Source organism: Acidovorax delafieldii 2AN, from assembly GCF_000175235.1.
Taxonomy (GTDB): domain Bacteria; phylum Pseudomonadota; class Gammaproteobacteria; order Burkholderiales; family Burkholderiaceae_C; genus Acidovorax; species Acidovorax delafieldii_B.
Genome location: NZ_ACQT01000079.1, coordinates 1 through 15,766 on the forward strand (window position 1 = coordinate 1; position 15,766 = coordinate 15,766).

Genomic DNA, 15,766 nt, shown 5'->3' on the forward strand with positions numbered 1-15,766 from the left:
CGATGGCGTTGTCGGCAGCGGCGAGGTCTGCGATGACGGCAACACCACCGATGAAACCAGTTGCCCCCTCGGGGCGGCGAGCTGTACCACGTGCAACTCGACATGCAGCGCTCCGATCAATCTCTGACAGCGCCGTAGTGCTGGGAAGGCCCGGTCAATGGCGCTGAGGCCTGTGCCCGTGCTGCGGGCTATGCCCGTATCTGCAAGCTGTGCGCGGGCCGCGCTTCTGCGCTATGCATAGCGCTTGGCGCGCAGGTTTTCCTTCATCTGCTGCAGGATGGGCTGCAGCGACGGTCCGATGCGCAGGGCAACGCAGGTGGCCAGGACGTCGATCACCAGCAGGTGCAGCAGCCGCGACACCATGGGGCTGTAGCGGTCGTAGCCTTCCGGGTGGTCGGCTGCAAGATGGATGTTGCAGGCGCTGGCCAGCGGCGAGCCGCTGGCCGTGATCGCGATGGTGGTGGCGCCGTTCTTGCGGGTGATTTCGGCGGCATCCATCAGGTCGCGGGTGCGGCCTGAATTGGAAATGATCACCGCGCAGTCGCCGGGCCCGAGCAAGGTGGCGCTCATGACCTGGATGTGGCCGTCACTGGTGGCGATGGAGGTCACTCCCAGGCGAAAGAACTTGTGCTGTGCGTCCTGGGCCACGAAGCCCGAATTGCCGGCGCCATAGAACTCGATGCGCTTGCCCGCCCGCCAGGTGCTGGTGATGGCCTCGGCGGCGCGCTCAAGGGCCACCGTGCTGGCGGCATTGCGGTATTGCAGGAAGGCCGCCACCGCGTTGTCGACCACCTTGACCAGCACGTCGCCGGTCTTGTCGTCCACGTCCACGCTGCGGTGGATGAAGGGAACGCCCTCGCTCACACTGCCGGCGAGTTTGAGCTTGAAGTCCGCCAGGCCGTCGTAGCCCATGCTGCGGCAAAAGCGCACCACGGTGGGCTTGCTGACATGGGCCCGTTCGGCCAGTTCGCGCACGGGCAGGCGGGCAAACGCACGCGGGTCGGCCAGCACCAGTTTGGCCACCCGCTGCTCGGCAGGCGCCAGGGAACTCAGAGATGCAGTAATGCGGTCGAGCATGTCAGTGCCACGGAAAAACAGAAACGAGGTAGCTGCAATGTAACTTGGTTTCACGCGCCGGGCCATGCCGGTAACAGGCCGGTCTACACTTGCCCATTGCGGTGGCCGCGCCGGCCATTCAAGCAGTTGCGGCGCGGCCTGTCTGTCCACTGTCCACCCTTGAGACTTTCGCCATGAACCAGCTCGACGCCCTCAAACAGTTCACCACCGTGGTTGCCGATACCGGCGACTTCCGGCAGCTGGCGCAATTCCAGCCCCGGGATGCCACCACCAACCCTTCGCTGATCCTCAAGGCCGTTCAAAAGCCTGAGTACGCGCCCCTGCTGCAAGACACCGTGGCCCGGTGGAAGGGCCGTCCGATGGACGAGATCATCGATCGACTGCTGGTGCGCTTTGGCTGCGAAATTCTCGCCACCATTCCGGGCCGCGTCTCCACGGAAGTCGATGCCCGCCTGAGCTTCGACACCAGTGCCACCGTGACGCGTGCCGAGCGCATCATCGAGCTGTACCAGGCCGAAGGCATCCACATCGACCGCGTACTCATCAAGATCGCCGCCACTTGGGAGGGCATCAAGGCGGCCGAGCAGCTCGAGCGCAAGGGCATCCACACCAACCTCACGCTGCTGTTTGCCTTCTGCCAGGCCGTGGCTTGCGGGCAGGCCAAGGTGCAACTGATTTCGCCGTTCGTGGGGCGCATTTACGACTGGCACAAGAAGCAGGCAGGGACCCAGTGGGACGAAGCCGCCCGCAGCGGTGCCAACGACCCCGGCGTGCAGTCGGTGACGCAGATCTACAACCACTACAAGCGCTTTGGCATCGCCACCGAGGTGATGGGCGCGAGCTTCCGCAACGTGGGCCAGATCACGGCATTGGCGGGCTGTGATCTGCTGACCATCGCGCCCGAGCTGCTGGCACAGCTGGCCGCCAGCGAAGCGCCTCTGCAGCGCGCGCTCAGCGCCGACGCGGCCCAGGCGATGGACCTTCCTGCCGTCAACTACGACGAAGCCGGATTCCGCTACGCCCTGAACGAAGATGCCATGGCCACCGAGAAACTGGCCGAAGGCATCCGCGCGTTCGCGGCGGACGCGATCAAGCTCGAGAAACTGATCCTGGCCGCCTGAGGCGCGCGCAGCGCTGAGTCGCCGCGCGAGCTGCCGGCTTGCACCGGTGGATGGAGCTGTTTCGGGTGCTGTGCAGAGGGTGAGCGGCCCGACCCCAGGGAACTGGCGCATTGCAGATTTCCTGGTGGTAAGGAAGACGGGGGCTGCGCAATGCACCTGCGCTTGGCGTGACTGAAGACGGCTGCCGTTGGTCGGCACGCGCGGGAATGCGCCTTCGTGGAGTCGCCCCGTGCCAAGCGCCTGCAGAGCCACGCCGACGGGTCTGGAGGCGCAGGTGACACCGCCTGCCAAGGACATTCCTGGATCTTCCGGCCGCAGCCCATTGCCTCCTGACTGTGTGTGGCCTATGGGCCGCCAAGCGTGCAATTGCCGGCAAATGCTGACAAGGGCGAGCGGGGGCCTGGGGTATGTTGTGACCTCGCCCGCGTACGAATGCCTGACTCCCGTTGGATCTGAATTGCTATTTTGTTGATAGCTGAAAATGGCGTAAATAAAGCGCATGAGGCCATTTTTACTTGATATATCGCATGACCCCCTTGCGTTTACTGGCCGATATCGGCGGCACCAACATACGCCTGGCCTGGCAAGAGGAGCCCGGCGGGCCGCTGTACGACACCCGGTTGCTGCCCTGTGCGCAGTACGCCTCGGTGGAGGCGGCCATCCGGGCCTACCTTGAAGAGGTGGGCATTGCTGCTCCGCCCGATGCGGCCCTGGGCATTGCCAACCCCGTCACCGCGGACGAGGTGCGCATGACCAACCACCGCTGGAGCTTTTCGCAGCGCGCCCTGCAGCAGGCATTGGGTTTGCGGCGCCTGGTGGTCATCAATGACTTCACGGCGTTGGCGCTGGCCCTGCCCATGCTTGGACCCGCGCAGCTTCGGCGGGTGGGCGGGGGCGAGGCGGTGGCGGGCAGTGCCGTGGCCCTGATTGGGCCGGGAACGGGGCTGGGCGTTTCGGGGCTGGTATTTCCGCCAGGTTCTGACCACGGTATTCCCCTGGCGGGCGAGGGCGGCCATGTGACGCTGGCGGCGCAGACCCCGCTGGAATGCGAGGTGCTGCGCCTCTTGCATACCCGCTACGGCCACGTTTCTGCCGAGCGCGCGGTGTGCGGCGCCGGGCTGGTGGACCTGTACCACGCCGTGCGCGAGCTGGCCCGCCGCGGTGGCGCCGAGGTCGGCTCTGCCGCCCAGGTCACCGAACTGGCGCTGCAGGGCAACGACCCCCTCGCGCTGCAGGCGCTCGAACTGTTTTGCGGGTTCTTGGGATCGGTGGCCGGCAACCTCGCGTTGACGCTGGGCGCGCGCGGCGGTGTGTACATCGGCGGAGGCGTGGTGCACCGCCTGGGCGCGTGGTTTGACCAGTCGCCGTTCCGCGCGAGCTTCGAGGCCAAGGGGCGCTTCCAGTCGTACCTGGCCGCCATCCCCTGCTGGGTGATCGACCCCGGCGCCGCACCCGCCCTGCTAGGCGCTGCGCGGGCGCTTGATATGGCGGGTGCGGCGTGAAACGCGTGGCATCTGGGCTGTCCGCGGTGCTTCAGCGCCTGTCGCACCGGCGTGCATTGCCGTGGTTGGATGGGGCGCTGCTGGGGCGGTTCTCCTTCCCATCACCACTGCCGGGCACAGCCTCCATCGACGGCGCGGAGCGGTGGTGCTGGCACCGCGGCACTGCCCTGGGTGCCCGGCCTGCAGCGTGCTGGTTGGCGAAAGGTGCCCAGTGCACAGATCCAGTGGTGGGGGCGCGGCTTGTCTTTGTTGATGGCGTTGACGGATGGCCCGCCGGCCCCGTGCGGTCCCCGGGCGGCGCGGCGCGGTGCTGTGTTGTCACCCCGGGGCGGAAGCTTGCCAGGCGCCTTCATGCCGTGGGCTCGGCCGCTTCGCGCCGACAGCCGGCGCCTTCGGGTACGTCACATCTCCTCGCTCCAGCAATACCCGTCGCGCGCGATCATGGCGCTCGCCGCGCGCGGACCCCAGCTACCGGCGGCGTAGGGGCGGGGGCCTGCGGGGTCGTTCTTCCAGTACTGCAGGATGGGCTCCACCCAGCGCCAGGCTTCTTCCTGCTCGTCGCTGCGCACAAAGAGGTTCAGGCGGCCGGCGATCACGTCGAGCAGCAGGCGCTCATAGGCGCCCACGCGCCCGGTGCCAAAGCGCTGATCGAAATCCAGGTTCAGGTGCACCTGCGAGAGGGCCGGTTCGGTCTGGTGCTGGGCGGCGCCCTGGGCCATCAGGTGCAGCTCCAGCCCGTCCTTGGGCTGCAGGTTGATCACCAGGCGGTTGGCCGCGCCCGCCGGTGTCTTGAAGATGGGGTGTGGCACGGGCCGGAAGTTGATGACGATGTGCGCGTCGCGCCCCGCCAGCCGCTTACCGGTGCGGATGTAAAAGGGCACGCCGGCCCAGCGCCAGTTGCTGATTTCGGTGCGCAGGGCCACGAAAGTTTCGGTGGTGCTGCCGGGGGCCACGCCTTTTTCCTGCGCGTAGCCGGGCACGGGCTGGCCGTGGTGGTTGCCTGCCGCGTACTGGCCGCGGATCACATGCTGGCCGATGGTCTCCAGGGTCCAGGGCTTGAGCGACTGCAGCACCTTGAGCTTTTCGTCGCGGATGGCGTTGGCGCTGGAGTTGATGGGCGGCTCCATGCCGATCGCACACAGCAGTTGCAGCGCATGGTTCTGCACCATGTCGCGCAGGGCGCCGGTCTGGTCGTAGAACGCGCCGCGCGACTCCACGCCCAGTTCCTCGGCGATGGTGATCTGGATGTTGGCAATCGTTTCGCGGCGCCACAGGGGCTCGAACAGTGCGTTACCAAAACGCAGTGCAAACAGGTTCTGCACCGAGGGTTTGCCCAGGTAGTGGTCGATGCGAAAGACCTGCTCTTCCTTGAGCACGCGGCGCAGCGTGTCGTTGATGGCGCGGTTGGACTGCAGGTCGTGGCCCAGCGGCTTTTCCAGCACTACGCGCGTGGCGGGGCCGTTCAGGCCCACGGCGGCGATCTGCTCGCACACGTTGGTGAACAGGCTGGGCGCCGTGGCCACATACATCACCACCGACTCTGCGCCACGCGCGTTCAGCAGATCTGCCAGGCGCTGGTAGTCTTCGGTCTTGGACAAGTCCATGCGCAGGTAATGCAGCAACGCGGCAAACCGCGCAAATTCGTCCGGCGTGGGGCGCTTGGCCAGTTCCACATTGTCGAAACGCGACCGGATCAGGCTGCGGTATTGCTCGTCACTGAGATCATCCCGCGCCACGGCGACAATGCGTCCGCCCTCGGGCAGGGTGCCGTGCCGGAAGGCCTGAAACAATGCGGGCATGAGCTTGCGCCATGCAAGATCGCCGGTGCCGCCGAACAGGACGAGGTCAAAACTCATGGTGCCCTTGTGGTGTGTGGATTGTTTTGTGGGCAAATTGTAATCTCGTTACATGATTTATGTGCTTTCCGTCAATGGATAGCAGTGTTTTGTAACCAGAAAAACTTGCGAAGTCGATTGTTTTTGTGTAATCAAGTTACCATTTTGGGGCCTGAGAATATCTGCCCAACATGTCCATGACCATCCGGTGCGACCAGACCCCCACTTGGCCCCTGCTTGAGGCCCACTTCGCCATCCAGGGCCGCCATCTGGACATGCGGCGGGCCTTTGAGCGCGACGCGGGCCGCTTTGCGCATTTCAGCCAGTCGGCGCCCCACGTGTTTGCCGACCTTTCCAAGAACCTGTGGGACCAGGACACTGAAACCCTGCTGCTCGAACTGGCCCGTGACTGCGGCGTGGAGCGGCACCGCGACGCCATGTTGGGCGGGCAGGCCATCAACACCACTGAAGACCGTGCCGTGCTGCATACGCTGCTGCGCCGGCCCGCCGGCCTGCGCCTGCCCGGTGATGTGCCGGAAAACGCGCAGCGCCTGGCCGATGTCCATGCCACGCTCGACGCCATGCTGGCCTACGCCGAGCAGGTGCGTGCCGATGCGGCCATCACCGATGTGGTGAATATCGGCATCGGCGGCTCCGACCTTGGCCCTCACATGGCGGTGCGTGCACTCGCGCAGTTCCATGTGCCGGGCAAGCGCTTTCACTTCGTCTCGAACGTGGACGGGCACGAGCTGAGCGACCTGTTGCAAGGCCTTCGGCCTGCGAACACGCTGTTTCTGGTGGCGTCCAAGACCTTCACCACAACCGAGACCATGACCAATGCACGCTCCGCGCTGGCATGGTTCTCTGGGCGGGGCGGGCGTGATGTTGGCCGCCACTTTGTTGCGCTCACCACCAATATTGGTGCCGCCGCGGACCTGGGCATTACCACCACCTTCGGCTTTTGGGATTGGGTGGGCGGGCGCTATTCGCTGTGGTCGGCCATTGGCCTGCCCGTCGCCATTGCCGTGGGTGCACAGGGTTTTCGTGACCTCCTTGCAGGCGGGCATGCGATGGACGAGCACTTTCGCACTGCGCCGCTGGCCCGCAACCTGCCGGTGCGCCTGGGGCTGCTGGACGTGTGGTATCGCAACTTCCATGGCTTCACCAGCCGCTGCATTGCGCCCTACCATGCGGCGCTCGGCCGGTATTCAGCCTATTTGCAGCAACTCGAGATGGAGAGCAACGGCAAGCGGGTGGACCACCAGGGCAGGGTCTTGCCCTACGCCACGTCTCCCGTGCTGTGGGGCGAGCCGGGCACCAATGGCCAGCATGCCTTCTTCCAGATGCTCCACCAGGGGCGCGACGTGCTGCCGCTGGAGATTGTGGCGGTGCGGCAGGCCTCCCATGGTCTGGCCGGCCACCAGCCCAAGGTGCTGGCCAATGCCCTGGCCCAGACCCAAGCCCTGATGGTGGGCAAGTCTGGTGCCGATGGCCACCGGCATTTTCCGGGCAATCGCCCCAGCACGTTTCTTCTGCTCGAGTCGCTCACCCCGGCTTCGCTGGGTGCATTGATCGCATTGCAGGAACACCGCGTGTTCGTGGACGGCAGCCTTTGGGGTATCAACAGCTTTGACCAATGGGGCGTCGAATTGGGCAAGGTGCTGGCCAGGGATCTGGAAGCTCGGCTGGAGAGTGGTGACGTTGCCGGGCTTGATGGCTCTACGGCCGGGCTGCTGGACCGTTTGCGCGGTGCTGTCTGAATAGCATTGCAGGTGATTTGCTGGCGCCGTCCGGGTCGGGTGAGGGGCGTGGCAGGCGAAAGCGCGTTGCGCAAGGTTGGTGCATCGCTGGGTAGACCGCAGCCCTCGCTATTGCCCAGTGACCCCGGTACCAAAGCGGGGCAGGGTGGTCGTGGCCACCGTGGAAAGCCGTGGCGCTGCAGCCCGGTGCATCCAGGGGCGGCAGTGCAACCTTCCTGGCGCATCAAGGTAGACATCCGTGAAACGCATTCATTTCATCTGCGCTGCATGCACCGTCGCCGCGCTTGCGCTCTGGATGGCGGGGCAGGCGAAGGCGGCGGCCCTGGTCTTTGTGTTGTCCTTCGCCGTCGAATGGCTCGGCGCAGCCATCAATGGCAAGCAGGGCAACGACACCGAGCGCTGAACCCGCAGCCCGGCGCGCAGCGGCCCTGGTGCGGTGGCGTTCAAGCGCCACTGCATCAGCAGCGAAAGAAATTCACCGGCAATCCGGCCACGGCCACCCTCAGGCTGAACAGCGACCCGGCAGGTATGGCGGCCTGCCTCTCGTGCGCTGGCCGCCCCGCCCCTGCCGATGTGATGAACAGCGTGCGCAAGTCGTCGCCCCCAAAACACACCATGGTGGGGCATTGCACCGGCACATCGATGCGCCGCAGCACCTCGCCAGCGGGCGAGAGCTGCAGCACGCGCGCGCCCTCGTACATGGCCACCCAGTAATTGCCCTCCACATCCACCGCGGCCCCGTCGGGGCGGCCCCCGTAGGGCTGGCCTTCTGCCTTGCGCTCGAACTGCACCCAGGGCCGGCGGTGGGAGGGGGTGCCCGTGTCCACGTCGAAATCGAAGCGGTCGATGCGGTGCTCGGGAGTGTTCGACCAGTACATCGTGCGGTCGTCCGGGCTGAAGGCCAGCCCGTTCGCGGTGAAGTTGTCGCCCGCCATGCGCTCCACCCGGTAGCCGCCGGCAACGGCCTCGAGGCGCCACAAAGCCGCGTGGGGGGCGGTGCGGGGGCTGACCATGGAGCCGGCCCAGAAGCGGCCCCGCGTATCGCAGCGCCCGTCGTTCAGGCGCATCGTTGCGATGTCGTGGACGGGCGCCGGCAAAGTGGCCAGGCACCGCAAGGCGCCTGTGTGGGTGCACAGCAGGTAAAACCCGTCGCGTAACCCGATTACTATTTTTCCGCCGGTTACAGGTGCGCAGCAGCCAGGTTCGCTGGGCATGCGCCAAGCCTGTGCCGCGCCACTTGACGGCTGCCAGGCATGCACAGTCTGACCACTGATATCGCACCAGTACAGGCGCTGTTCCATGGGATGCCAGAAGGGCGATTCGCCGAGTTCAGAGGGGAGCAGTGGCAAGACCTGAAGGGACATGGCTTGATGTGGATTGGTTATCTAGTTACATTCCAGGGTTCCACCCACCGCCACGGCGCACCCGCCGGGCACCCATCGATGGAGCAAACCATGCATTCAGTCGTAGCGCGCGTGACGGCCCGCATCATTCAGCGCAGCGCAGACACCCGCGCCGCCTACCTGGCGGGCGTCGATGCCATGGTTGGGCGCAAGCCCTCGCAGGACCGCATGGGCTGCGCCAATCTGGCCCATGCCTACGCCGCGTTGCCCGGCGCCGACAAGTTCAAGGTGACGGTCGAGAAAGTACCCAACATCGGCATTGTGACGGCTTACAACGACATGCTGTCGGCCCACCAGCCTTACCACAGCTATCCCGCCATCGTGCGCGACGAGGCGGCCCGCCAGGGCGCTACCGCACAAGTCGCGGGCGGCGTGCCCGCCATGTGCGATGGTGTCACGCAGGGCACGCCCGGCATGGAGTTGTCGTTGTTCTCGCGGGACACCATTGCCATGGCCACTGCGGTAGCGCTATCCCATGACGTGTTTGACGGGGCGTTGTTGCTGGGCGTGTGTGACAAGATCGTGCCGGGGCTGCTCATTGGCGCGCTGCATTACGGCCATCTGCCCTGCGTGTTCGTGCCTGCCGGGCCCATGGGCACGGGCTTGTCGAACAAGGACAAATCCAAGGTGCGCGAGCAGTACGCTCAGGGCCTGGTGGGGCGGGACGAACTGCTCAAGGCCGAGTCGGCCGCCTACCACAGCCCAGGAACCTGCACCTTCTATGGCACCGCCAACAGCAACCAGATGCTGCTCGAAGCCATGGGTCTGCATGTGCCGGGCGCCGCGTTCGCACCGCCCGGCACGGCCGAGCGAGAAGCCTTCACGCGGCAGGCCGTGCGCACCGTGCTCGACATCGGCAAGCGCGGCCAGCGCTTCACGCCCATCGGGCGCCTGGTGGATGAGCGCTGCATCGTCAACGCCATGGTGGCGCTGCTGGCCACCGGTGGCTCGACCAACCACCTGATCCACTGGGTGGCCATCGCCCGCAGCGCGGGCATCCTGATCGACTGGACCGATTTTGACGATCTGTCCTCTGCCGTGCCGCTCCTGGCGCGCGTGTATCCCAACGGCGACGCTGATGTGAACCAGTTCCAGGCCGCAGGCGGACCGCCGTGGATACTGCGCGAACTGCTGAATGCCGGCTTCATGCACCCGGACGTGGGCAGCGTGAACGCGGGCGGTATTGCCGCTGGCGGACGGACGGCGCCGGCGGTGTCGGGCGACGAGTCGGTGCTGCGGTCCGTTAGCCGGCCGTTTTCGGCCACCGGGGGGCTGCGTCTGCTGCAGGGCCGCCTGGGCCGCGCAGTGATCAAAGTGTCTGCCGTGCCGGACGACCGCCACATCATCGAGGCCCCTGCGCGCGTGTTCGATTCACAGGAGGCGCTGCTCGCCGCATTCAGCGCCGGCGAGGTGCAGCAGGACATGGTGGCCGTGGTGCGCTTTCAGGGCCCGCAGGCCAACGGCATGCCCGAGCTGCACAAGCTCACGCCGCCGCTGGCCGTACTGCAGAACCAGGGCTTCAAGGTGGCGCTGGTCACCGACGGCCGCATGAGCGGCGCGTCCGGCAAGGTGCCCGCCGCCATCCATGTCACGCCCGAGGCGTGGGCGGGCGGGCCGCTGGCCAAGGTGCGCGACGGCGACATCGTGCGCCTGGATGCGGTCGCCGGCACCCTCGACGTGCTGGTCGATGAGGCTGAGTGGGCGGCACGCCCACTGGCTTCTTGCACGGCGCCCCCTGCCATCGGTTTCGGGCGTGAACTGTTTGCCAACTTTCGCCGCCACGCAGGCGGCGCCGAACAAGGAGCCTGCACATGGCTGTGAACCCGTCTTCCATCGCATCCCTGAACCCCATCGACATTGCCAGCCATGGCCCGGTCATCCCGGTCATCGTGATCGACCGCGTGGCCGATGCCCTGCCCCTGGCGCAAGCGCTGCTGGCAGGGGGCGTGAAAGTGCTCGAAGTGACGCTGCGCACGGCGGCAGGCCTGCCGGCCATCGAGGCCATCGCGCGCCATCTGCCAGAGGCGGTGGTGGGCGTGGGCACCGTGGTGAACGCTGACGACGCCCGCAGCGCCAGCGAAGCCGGGGCCCGCTTTGCCGTGAGCCCTGGCTATACGTCCGAGATAGGCGGCGCCTGCAGGGCGCTGAGCCTGCCGCTGCTGCCCGGAGTGGCAACGTCCAGCGAGATCATGGCCGCGCTGGCCGATGGCTTCTCGTTCCTCAAGCTGTTTCCGGCCGAGGCTGTGGGCGGTATTCCGCTGCTCAAGGCCTGGGCCAGCCCCTTCGGCCAGGTAAGTTTCTGCCCCACCGGCGGTATCACCAGCGCGTCTGCGGCCGACTACCTCGCACTGCCCAACGTGCGCTGCGTGGGTGGTTCGTGGCTCACACCGGCGGATGCGGTACGGGCCGGTGAATGGACCCGCATCACGCAGCTGGCGCGCGAAGCGCAGGCACTGCGCGCAGCGTCCTGAAGCCCCGGACCACGTAGCCCGTGGCTATGGGCGCCCGGGCTCCCAGCCCACCGTGACGCGCAAACCGCCAAGGTCGGGGCTGGTGCCGGTGCCCACCCGCAGGTGGTGCAGGCGCGCAATGCGTTGCACGATGGACCAGCCCAGGCCGCTGCCGCTTTGGCCCGTGCCCAGCACCCGAAAGAACCGCTCACCCAGCCGTACCTGCTGCTCGGGCGTGAGGCCCGGGCCGCTGTCTTCCACGCACAGTTGCGCAGTTCCGCCCGCCTGTCCGCTGATCCGCAGCCGCACCTCGGCGCCCTCGGGGCTGTAGCGCAGGGCGTTGTCCAGCAGGTTGCGCAGCAGCACGCGGGCCAGGGGCTCGGGCAGCGGAATGTGCACATCGGGTGCCAGAGGATCGGACAGCACGATGCGTTGTTGCCGGCGCTCTGCTGCGGCCTGCAGATCGGCGGCCACCTGGCGGGCCACGTCGGCCAGGGGGGTGCTGCTGTTGCCGGTGGGTGATTCGGCATCCAGGCGTGCAAGCTGCAGCAGTTGCTCCACCAGCCGGGTGGCCCGGTCGCAGCCCTGCACCGTGGCCTCGAGTGCCTGCGCGCGCTCCTGCGCATCGGTGGCGCCCTGCGCCACCTGCGCCTGCATGCGGATGCCGGCAATGGGCGTGCGCAGTTCGTGTGCTGCGTCGGCGGTGAACTGCTGTTCGGTGGCCAGCAGCCGCGCCATGCGCTCGAACAGGTCGTTCAAAGCCGTCACCAGTGGCAGCACCTCGGGCGGCACGTCCTGCGTGGACAGGGGTTCAAGCGACTGAGGCTGGCGGGTGGCCACGGCGTGCCCCAACCGGCCCAGGGGCCGCACCGACCCGCGCACGGCCCACCAGATGCCCAAGGCCAGAAGCGGCAATGCCCAGGCCAGCGGCTTGAGGATGCTGGTCAGGCTGGCCAGGATGATCTCCTGCCGCACGGACTGCAGCTCACCCACCAGAATGCGCACATCCTGCTCGCGCCCCTGGGTGACGAACACACGCCAGGCCTTGCCGTCCACCGCGCTGTCGGCAAAGCCGCGCTTGCGCCGCAGGGTGAGCGCTTCGGCAGGGGCGTTGGAAGAGCGGGCCAGCAACTGGTCTTCGTGCCATAGCTGGAACACCACGCGCGGCTGGTGCTTGTCGAGCTCGGGGGCTTCGTTCAACTGGTTCTCGTTGAGCTCGTCGAGCGGCTGCAGGCGCAGCAGGGCGGCGGTCTGCGCCAGATGGGCATCGAGCAGATCGCTGACTTCATCGTCGGTCTCGTGCCAGGCCAGTGCCGCGGCAGCGGCCCAGGCCAGCAGCACCAGGGCCAGCACGGTGGTCAGCAGGCGGGTTTGCAGTGAGCGTGGTGCCCGGGGGGCGGTTGCCGCATTCATGCCGCATCCCGCGCAATGCGATAACCCACGCCGCGAACGGTTTCGATCAACGGCGTGCCCAGTTTGCGCCGCAGATGGTAGATGTGCACTTCCACCGCGTTGCTGTTGATTTCGCTGCCCCACTCGTACAACCGCTGCTCCAGCTGCTCGCGGCTGAGCACCCGCCCGGCGTTCAGAAGCAGGGCGTGCAGCAGGTCGTATTCGCGGTTGGACAGGTCCACGGGCTGGCCGTCCACCAGCACCTGGTGGGCGGCGGGGTCGAGCACCACGTTGCCGGCGGCGAGACGGGTTTCGCTTTGCCCGTGGGCACGCCGTACCAGCGCGCGCAGGCGGGCCGCAAGCTCGTGCAGGTCGATGGGCTTGATGAGGTAGTCGTCAGCGCCTGCGTCCAGACCGGCGATGCGGGCAGGCACGGCGTCGCGGGCCGTCAGCACCAGCACGGGCGTGGTGTTGCGGCGGGCGCGCATCTGGCGCAGCACGTCCATGCCGTCCTGCCGGGGCAGACCCAGGTCGAGCACGGCCGCCTGGTAGGCGCCGGTGGCCAGTTCGCGTTCGGCAGCCACGCCGTCGCGCACCCAGTCCACCTGAAAGCCGTTTTGCCCCAGGCCGGCGCGGATGCCCGAGCCCAGCAGTTCGTCGTCTTCAGCCAGCAGGATGCGCATGGGGGCAGGTCTTTCGGTCAGTCGTTGTCACCGTGATGGCGGTGATTTTCGCTCCAGCGCGGGCCGTCTGGGGCCGGCGCCCGGGGCGTCGTGTTCCACTGCCATGCCCAGAAGCCCAGCACGCTGGCCAGCACCAAGGCGGCAAGCGCACCGTGGTTGCGCCGGGCGAGGTCTGGCCCAGGGCCGGGCACACGGCCCGTCAGCATGGGCAAGGCCTGATTCTTGCGCCGCAGCGCGCTCAGCATGGCAATCAGGCCGATGTGTGCCAGCACCACGGTCAGCAGGGCGTTGCCGAAGAACTCGTGGACTTCTTCCAGCCATTCGCCACCCCATTCGCCCCACACCGCGTAACCGCTCAGGGTAAGGGGCAGCACCAGCGCCAGGATGAGCGCCACGCCCAGCGCCATCAGCAGGTTCTGCGCCGACTTGCCGCTGGCCTGGAGGGCGGTGGCCGAGCGCACGGCGGCCAGCGATCGCCCCCACGCTGGCAGACCCTGCAACTTGCGCCACAGCACCGACATGCGGACCTGGCGCGGCCCGAACAGGCCCCACAGCAGGCGCGCCACGACCAGCCCCGCCAGCGTGTAGCCCAGCGTCACGTGCACCAGCCTCCAGCGCTCGCCATCGGCGGTGAGGTAGGCGCCGGTGAAGCTCAGCGCCATCAGCCAGTGCAGCATGCGGGTGGTGGCGTCTACCACGCGGCGCGTGGCGGGCCGGGGCGGCTGCGCTTGCACCGAGGGCGGTGCGGAGGGCGAAGCCGGTGACAGGGTGTCAGAAGTCATGGTGTTGCTCACTTCGGAATGCGGACGCGGTCGTCGTCAAAGTCGCCCTGGTCGGCGCGGGTGTGGCAGGCGATGCAGTTGGCGCGGCTGCCCACGGCGGCGCGCTTCCACACGGCGGGTTCCACCTCGCGGTGCTTGCGCTCGAACCAGGCGGAAAGGGTGATGCGGTCTTGCGGCGGAGCCTCGCGCACGCGCTTGTAGGTGCCTGCATGGGCCTCCAGCCAGGTGCTGATCTGGCGGACCATGGCCGGGTCGAGCGAGGCATCGGCGCCGTAATGCTGGTCCAGCCCCTTCATCATGCGGCTCCACGAACTGGCGGGCAGCATGCCGGGCGGGTAGGCCATGTGGCAGGCCGCGCACTCTTGCTGGTAGGCGGGCAGCATGGCCGTGGAGGGCATGTGGTGGCTGTCGGCCCAGGCGGCTGGCAGTGCGCAGGCCAGGGCCAGCAAGGCGGCGTGCCGTCGGTTGGCTCGGCCCAGTGGCGCGTATGCCAGGGTAGAGCGGATGCGGTTCATGGCTTGTCCTTGGCGGCCTGGCCGGGCTTTTTGGCATCGAACTGCAGCAACCAGGCCAGCACGTCGGCTTTCTCGACCGCGGTGCATTCGCGCTGGAGTACGTCGTTGCAATTGCGCCGGAACCACTTGTCGACCTTGGCCGTGTCGGTGAACCGCTCAGGGTTGAACGCAGGGGCCAGCGGGGCGATGGTCTTGCCGGTGCTGGCGTGGCGCGTGGCGGTGGTGGGCGGGTTGCCATGGCACGATGCGCACGACCATTCGCCGCCATGGCGGCTGTTGAAGAACACGCGGCCACGCTCGGCGCTGACCGGTTGGCCGGAGACATCGCTCCAGCGCTGCATTTGCGAGGCGGCGGTGGTGTCGGCGGCGTGGCCCAGCGAAGCGGCCAGGGCCAGCGCCAGCAGGGCGACCATGCGTGCGAGAGGGGTGGGGTGCGAAGGGTTCATGCCGCCATAGTGCGGGGCGGGCATGAAGAATGGCTTAACGCAGGGTGCAGCGCCTGCTGCAAGAGCGTGTGGCTTCCACGGCATGGCTGGCGGCGCGGTCCGGATGGTGGCCGGTGCGAGGGCACCGGGGAATGCACGCTGGCCCTTGAGCGGAGCGATTTGCGCCACGGCCGCCCTCGCTTGGCGTGCTGGGCGTACGCCTGAATTTGAAGAAAAAGTGCTTGATGCGCTTATCTGATGAGCGGAAGTAGCTATTAAAAATAGAGTGGCTGGCTCCGAGGCACCGACGTAGCGCAGAACTGCAACAAGGTCTGCCGCAATGTGCCCCTATCATGCGCAGGGGCATCAGAGCGCCCCGCATCCACATTCAACCAAGAGAGAGGGATTTCGCCATGGATTTTGTTCAAGCCGTCAAATCGTGCCTGACGCAGTACGCCACTTTTTCCGGCCGCGCGCCGCGTTCGGAATACTGGTGGTTCTTTCTGTTCCAGTTGCTGGTGATGGTGGCTGCCAGCATGATCGGCGATGTGGTTTACGCGCTGGCATCACTCGCATTGCTGCTGCCCGCGCTGGCGGTGGGCACGCGCCGCCTGCACGACATTGGTCGCACCGGCTGGTGGCAGTTGCTGCTGCTCACGGGCATCGGCTTCCTGGTGCTTCTGTTCTGGTGGGTGCAGCCCAGCGCGGACGAGGGCAACGCCCACGGCGAGCCCTTCGCCGCCTGAGAATCCACGCCGCCGCCCGGTACGTAGCATCCCGCTGCCATCGCGGGGGGCCTGCAGTGCAGGCGCTTTCGCCAA

Annotated in this window: 15 protein-coding genes; 7 read left to right on the forward strand and 8 right to left on the reverse strand. The window is 67.1% G+C overall.

Translation table 11 applies throughout. The features are described 5' to 3' along the window. Positions 1–231 precede the first annotated feature (231 nt). Positions 232–1,077, reverse strand: a complete 846-nt coding sequence (locus ACDELDRAFT_RS11590) for a MurR/RpiR family transcriptional regulator (protein WP_040328939.1) — start codon at positions 1,075–1,077, stop codon at positions 232–234. A gap of 173 nt (positions 1,078–1,250) precedes the next feature. Between ACDELDRAFT_RS11590 and tal the strand changes: the two genes are divergently transcribed. Together tal and glk are read left to right on the forward strand one after the other, a co-directional pair. Beyond that, a complete protein-coding gene (gene tal, locus ACDELDRAFT_RS11595) occupies positions 1,251–2,198 on the forward strand; it encodes a transaldolase (RefSeq protein ID WP_005796850.1) in 948 nt (315 codons plus the stop codon). A 527-nt stretch (positions 2,199–2,725) separates the two neighbouring features. Further along, the gene (glk, locus tag ACDELDRAFT_RS11600) at positions 2,726–3,700 is read left to right on the forward strand and encodes a glucokinase (RefSeq protein ID WP_005796852.1); all 975 of its coding nucleotides are present in this window, start codon (positions 2,726–2,728) and stop codon (positions 3,698–3,700) included. Positions 3,701–4,101: 401 nt separating this feature from the next. On the opposite strand, the gene zwf is transcribed toward glk, so the two are convergent. After that, positions 4,102–5,556, reverse strand: coding sequence for a glucose-6-phosphate dehydrogenase (zwf, locus tag ACDELDRAFT_RS11605; RefSeq protein WP_005796853.1), 1,455 nt, complete (start codon positions 5,554–5,556; stop codon positions 4,102–4,104). A 176-nt stretch (positions 5,557–5,732) separates the two neighbouring features. Between zwf and pgi the strand changes: the two genes are divergently transcribed. Both pgi and ACDELDRAFT_RS25065 read left to right on the forward strand, forming a co-directional pair. Next, positions 5,733–7,295, forward strand: coding sequence for a glucose-6-phosphate isomerase (gene pgi / locus ACDELDRAFT_RS11610; RefSeq protein ID WP_040328942.1), 1,563 nt, complete (start codon positions 5,733–5,735; stop codon positions 7,293–7,295). Positions 7,296–7,533: 238 nt separating this feature from the next. Beyond that, entirely contained in the window at positions 7,534–7,698 is a 165-nt protein-coding gene (locus ACDELDRAFT_RS25065) for a hypothetical protein (protein WP_157764923.1), read from the forward strand. A gap of 55 nt (positions 7,699–7,753) precedes the next feature. Here the strand turns inward: ACDELDRAFT_RS25065 and ACDELDRAFT_RS11615 are convergent, their stop codons facing one another. Next, the gene (locus tag ACDELDRAFT_RS11615; RefSeq protein ID WP_005796857.1) at positions 7,754–8,659 is read right to left on the reverse strand and encodes an SMP-30/gluconolactonase/LRE family protein; all 906 of its coding nucleotides are present in this window, start codon (positions 8,657–8,659) and stop codon (positions 7,754–7,756) included. A gap of 90 nt (positions 8,660–8,749) precedes the next feature. Between ACDELDRAFT_RS11615 and edd the strand changes: the two genes are divergently transcribed. Beyond that, a complete protein-coding gene (gene edd, locus ACDELDRAFT_RS11620) occupies positions 8,750–10,519 on the forward strand; it encodes a phosphogluconate dehydratase (protein WP_005796858.1) in 1,770 nt (589 codons plus the stop codon). Next, complete coding sequence (gene eda / locus ACDELDRAFT_RS11625; protein WP_005796859.1) at positions 10,510–11,169, forward strand: bifunctional 4-hydroxy-2-oxoglutarate aldolase/2-dehydro-3-deoxy-phosphogluconate aldolase; 660 nt, start codon at positions 10,510–10,512, stop codon at positions 11,167–11,169. Before edd ends, eda begins: the two co-directional genes overlap by 10 nt. A 24-nt stretch (positions 11,170–11,193) precedes the next feature. Here the strand turns inward: eda and ACDELDRAFT_RS11630 are convergent, their stop codons facing one another. The 5 genes from ACDELDRAFT_RS11630 to ACDELDRAFT_RS11650 are packed head-to-tail and all read right to left on the reverse strand — an operon-like array spanning position 11,194 to position 14,990. Further along, entirely contained in the window at positions 11,194–12,561 is a 1,368-nt protein-coding gene (locus ACDELDRAFT_RS11630; protein ID WP_005796860.1) for an ATP-binding protein, read from the reverse strand. After that, positions 12,558–13,223, reverse strand: coding sequence for a response regulator (locus ACDELDRAFT_RS11635; RefSeq protein WP_005796862.1), 666 nt, complete (start codon positions 13,221–13,223; stop codon positions 12,558–12,560). Before ACDELDRAFT_RS11635 ends, ACDELDRAFT_RS11630 begins: the two co-directional genes overlap by 4 nt. 17 nt (positions 13,224–13,240) lie before the next feature. After that, a complete protein-coding gene (locus tag ACDELDRAFT_RS11640) occupies positions 13,241–14,005 on the reverse strand; it encodes a cytochrome b/b6 domain-containing protein (RefSeq protein WP_005796863.1) in 765 nt (254 codons plus the stop codon). Positions 14,006–14,013: 8 nt separating this feature from the next. After that, positions 14,014–14,520 (reverse strand): diheme cytochrome c, encoded by a 507-nt coding sequence (locus ACDELDRAFT_RS11645; protein ID WP_005796865.1) that lies wholly within the window; start codon positions 14,518–14,520, stop codon positions 14,014–14,016. Continuing rightward, a complete protein-coding gene (locus tag ACDELDRAFT_RS11650) occupies positions 14,517–14,990 on the reverse strand; it encodes a DUF1924 domain-containing protein (RefSeq protein WP_005796867.1) in 474 nt (157 codons plus the stop codon). The genes ACDELDRAFT_RS11645 and ACDELDRAFT_RS11650 overlap by 4 nt, the downstream gene beginning before the upstream one ends. A gap of 368 nt (positions 14,991–15,358) precedes the next feature. On the opposite strand from ACDELDRAFT_RS11650, the gene ACDELDRAFT_RS11655 reads away from it, so the two are divergent. Continuing rightward, on the forward strand, positions 15,359–15,691 hold the full coding sequence (locus ACDELDRAFT_RS11655; RefSeq protein WP_005796868.1) for a DUF805 domain-containing protein: 333 nt from the start codon (positions 15,359–15,361) through the stop codon (positions 15,689–15,691). Positions 15,692–15,766 lie beyond the last annotated feature (75 nt).